4 protein-coding genes are annotated in these 4,112 nt (G+C 64.6%); all 4 read left to right on the forward strand.

The window, feature by feature from the left end; all coding sequences use genetic code 11:
- The first annotated feature begins 35 nt into the window (after positions 1-35).
- The gene (gene thiB, locus EN914_RS26790) at positions 36-1,034 is read left to right on the forward strand and encodes a thiamine ABC transporter substrate binding subunit (RefSeq protein ID WP_013529168.1); all 999 of its coding nucleotides are present in this window, start codon (positions 36-38) and stop codon (positions 1,032-1,034) included.
- A gap of 8 nt (positions 1,035-1,042) precedes the next feature.
- Positions 1,043-2,668, forward strand: a complete 1,626-nt coding sequence (thiP, locus tag EN914_RS26795; RefSeq protein WP_024502936.1) for a thiamine/thiamine pyrophosphate ABC transporter permease — start codon at positions 1,043-1,045, stop codon at positions 2,666-2,668.
- Positions 2,661-3,452 carry a thiamine ABC transporter ATP-binding protein gene (gene thiQ, locus EN914_RS26800; RefSeq protein WP_024502937.1) on the forward strand — a complete coding sequence of 264 codons (792 nt, stop codon included), beginning with the start codon at positions 2,661-2,663 and terminating at the stop codon, positions 3,450-3,452. Before thiP ends, thiQ begins: the two co-directional genes overlap by 8 nt.
- A gap of 258 nt (positions 3,453-3,710) precedes the next feature.
- Positions 3,711-4,112 (forward strand): M48 family metalloprotease (locus EN914_RS26805; RefSeq protein WP_164778929.1); only part of this gene is annotated, 402 nt, incomplete at its 3' end.

Genomic DNA, 4,112 nt, shown 5'->3' on the forward strand with positions numbered 1-4,112 from the left:
CTCAATTTCTTTTAATTCCAACGAAAGAGGCGCCGATGCGCACGCTTTTATACGCTCTTGTTTCAGCAACGGTCGTGGCCTTGTCCGGGCCCGCCTTGGCCAAGGACAAGCTCACCGTCTACACCTATGAGAGTTTCACCGCCGACTGGGGGCCGGGTCCCGTGGTGAAGAAGGAGTTCGAGGCCGAATGCGGCTGCGACGTCGACTTCGTCTCGGTCGCCGATGGCGTCGCGCTGCTCAACCGCGTCAGATTGGAAGGCGCATCGACCAAGGCCGATATCGTGCTTGGCCTGGATACCAATCTCACCGCCGATGCCAAGGCGTCAGGCTTGTTCGCGCCGCATGGCGCGGTGACGGATGTCAATGTGCCGGGCGGCTGGAGCGACGACACTTTTGTCCCCTTCGACTACGGCTATTTCGCTGTCGTCTATGACACGCAGAAGATGAAGACGCCGCCGAAGAGCCTGAAGGAGCTGATCGAAGGCAGTGCCAACGACAAGATCGTCATCCAGGATCCGCGCACCTCGACGCCAGGCCTCGGCCTGCTTCTTTGGGTCAAGTCGGTCTATGGCGACAAGGCACCCGAGGCCTGGGCCAAGCTCAAGGCCAAGGTGCTGACCGTGACGCCGGGCTGGAGCGAGGCCTATGGGCTGTTCACCAAGGGCGAGGCGCCGATGGTGCTGTCCTACACGACGTCGCCAGCCTACCACATGGTCGCCGAGAACACGGAGCGCTACCAGGCGGCCTCCTTCGAGGAGGGCGAGTATCTGCAGATCGAGGTGGCGGGTATCACCACGACAGGAGCCAAGAATCCGCTGGCGGCCAAGTTCATGGCCTTCATGACCGGGCCGAAATTCCAGGATGCCATCCCCGAGACCAACTGGATGTTCCCGGCAGGCAAGACCGACAAGCCGCTCAATCCGGCCTTCGACAAACTGGTCAAGCCGACGAAGACCTTGCTGTTCAGCCCGCAAGAGGTCGCCGCCAACCGCAAGGCCTGGGTCGATGAATGGCTGGCGGTGATGAGCAAATAGGCAGCGCGATGGCGCCGGCGCATTCCACGGATTCCCGCGTCAGTGCCGGCATTGTAGCGCTCGCTGCAATCGCGCTGCTGATCGGCGGCGCGTTTGCCGGCCTGCTTTTCGAGGGCGCCCATGATTTCTCGGGCGCCTGGGCAGCCTTCGATCCCTATCTGCTTCGCGTCATTCGCTTCACGCTCTGGCAAGCGGTCCTGTCGACGCTGCTTTCGGTCATCCCGGGGCTGTTTGTGGCGCGCGCTCTGTCGCGGCATCCACGTTTCTTCGGCCGCGCCTTCATCCTGCAGATCTTCGCCGTGCCATTGGCGCTGCCGGCCATCGTTGCAGCGCTCGGCATCCTGGCGCTTTATGGCCGTGCCGGCTATTTCGCCGGCGTGCTTGCCGTTATCGGCGGCGGAAGCTGGCCGGGCATCTATGGCCTGTCCGGCATTCTCGTCGCCCATGTCTTCTTCAACCTGCCGCTGGCGACGCGGCTGTTCCTCGAGGCGCTGCAGACCATACCGGCCGACCAATGGCGGCTGGCGAGCCAACTCGGCATGGCGGCGCGGCCGGCGTTCCGGCTGATCGAATGGCCAACGCTGCGCGCCGCACTGCCCGGCGTCGCCGGGCTTGTGTTCATGCTCTGCATCACATCCTTCACGATCGTGCTGACGCTCGGCGGCGGGCCGGCCGCGACGACGCTTGAGGTCGGCATCTACCAGGCGCTGCGCTTCGATTTCGATCCCGCACGGGCCGTTGCACTGACGCTGCTGCAGATCGCCTTGACCTTTATCGTGGTGCTGGCACTGACGCGGCTAGGCGCCAATGTGGTCGGCGACACCAATTTGCCGGTCGCGCAACGCCGCTATCTCTCGGTCAATCGGAGCGAGACCTGGTTGAACGCGCTACTCATCGTCCTGGCGCTGCTGTTCGTCGTCGGGCCGATGGCGGCAACCGTGATGGCCGGATTGAGTGCCGATCTCGCCCGCTTGGCCGGCGAGGCCACTGTCCGGCAGGCAACGCTGACCAGCGCGGCGCTCGCCTTCCTGTCGGCGCTGCTTTCGGTGATGCTGTCGCTGGCGCTGACCATGGCGCGGCGGGCACTGGCGCTGAACCGCCGTGCCGGCGCAAAGACACTGCTCGAGCACGCGACCGATACAGGCGCCGGTTTTGTCCTGGTCGTGCCGCCGATCGTCGTCGGCGCCGGCTGGTTCCTGTTGTTGCGCCATGTCGGCGATGTCTTCGCCATCGCCCCGGTCATGGTCGTCACCGTCAACGCGGTGATGGCGATGCCGTTTGCGCTCCGCGCCGTGCGTCCCGCCTATGATGCGGCGAGCGAGCGTCACGAACGGCTCTGTGCACAGCTCGGCATTGCGGGCTGGAACCGGCTGATGCTGGTCGACTGGCCGTCGCTGCGGCGACCGCTCGCCACGGCCTTCGCTTTCGCCATGGCGCTGTCGCTCGGCGATCTCGGTGTCATTGCCTTGTTCGGCAGTGATTCCGTGCAGACATTGCCCTACCTTCTTCTGGCTCGGATGGGCAGCTACCGCACCGAGGATGCCGCCGGCCTCGCACTGCTGCTCGGCCTCGTCTGTCTCGCGTTGATCGTGGCGGCGCACTGGCTGGGAAGGGAGGAGGTCCGTGATGCGTGAAAAGGCGGCCAACGGGCTCGCGAAGGGCGCGCCGGTGCGGCTGGACAAAGTGTCGTTCAGCTATGGCAGCTATGGCGAGGCGCCGCTTGTTTTCGATGTCGAGTTTGCCGCGGCGACGATCACCGCCATCATGGGGCCGAGCGGTTCGGGCAAGTCGACGCTGCTCAATCTGGTCGCCGGCTTCGAGACCCCACGGTCGGGCCGCGTGCTGATCGGCGGTGTCGATGTCAGCGCCGAGCCGGCCTCGGCGCGGCCAGTGTCGATGGTGTTCCAGGAGAACAATCTCTTCGCGCATCTTTCCGTCGAGCAGAATGTCGGGCTCGGCCGTTCGCCATCCCTGCGGCTGACCGAGGCGGACCGCGCCGCGGTCGCCGAGGCGCTTGCGCGCACCGGTCTTGCGGGCAAGGAGAAACGCCTGCCGCGCGAGCTCTCGGGGGGCGAACGCCAGCGCGTCGCACTGACCCGCGTGCTGGTGCGCGACCGACCGGTGTTGCTGCTCGACGAGCCCTTCGCTTCGCTCGGACCGGCTTTGCGCGACGAGATGCTGGACCTGGTTGCCGCCGTTCATGCCGAACGCGCCATGACAGTGCTGTTCGTCACGCACCAGCCGGAGGATGCACGCCGCATCGGCGAGCATATGGTGTTTGTCGACAATGGGTTGGTCGCTGCGACCGGCAAGGCTGATGATTTCTTTGCCGGGGCTGGTCCGGAGGCGTTCCGGCGCTATATCGGCGCGGGTGCCGGATATTCCACATCACGCGATGTTGCCCGGAAGCGGACATAATTTACGGTCAAACCGGCTCCAGGCGATGTGGCGTTTGCTTGCCATGACCGGGGGAGTGTGGCTAGGTCCGCCCTACCGGTCCGGCACAGGCCGTGATTTGCCTGCAGTATCCGGCGCCCGCCCCTGGGACGGGCCGCGGATACTGCAGCAGTTTGAGATATGGCACGTGAGCATTCTGAAGATCGTCCCCGATTTTCAATGTCATGTGCCGGGACCCGAAAGGAAGCCGTTCTGGCGATCGGCGCTAACACATTGGGAATGAAACCGCTGGCGCGCTTTCTCGCGCTGGCCGGCTTTGCCGTGGCGTTGGCAAGCTGCCAGATGTTCACGCCGCCGGAAGTTCAGGAATCCGGCTTCCAGCCTTCCGACAAGCCGATCACGGTGGACAATGTCGGCGCCAACAACAAGCTCGCCGAATTGGCCAGGGCGCAGCATCCGCGCATCCTGGCGACCTATGGCGGCGAATATTCCGATCCCAAGCTCGAGCGCATGGTCGCCAAGGTGGTCGGTAGTTTGACGGTGGTGTCCGCCAACCCGACACAGACCTATCGCATCACCATTTTGAATTCGCCCAATGTCAATGCCTTCGCGCTGCCGGGCGGCTATCTCTACATCACGCGCGGCCTCCTGGCGCTGGCCAATGATTCGGCCGAGCTTGCC

Source organism: Mesorhizobium sp. M7A.F.Ca.CA.001.08.2.1, from assembly GCF_003998455.1.
Taxonomy (GTDB): Bacteria; Pseudomonadota; Alphaproteobacteria; order Rhizobiales; family Rhizobiaceae; genus Mesorhizobium; species Mesorhizobium ciceri.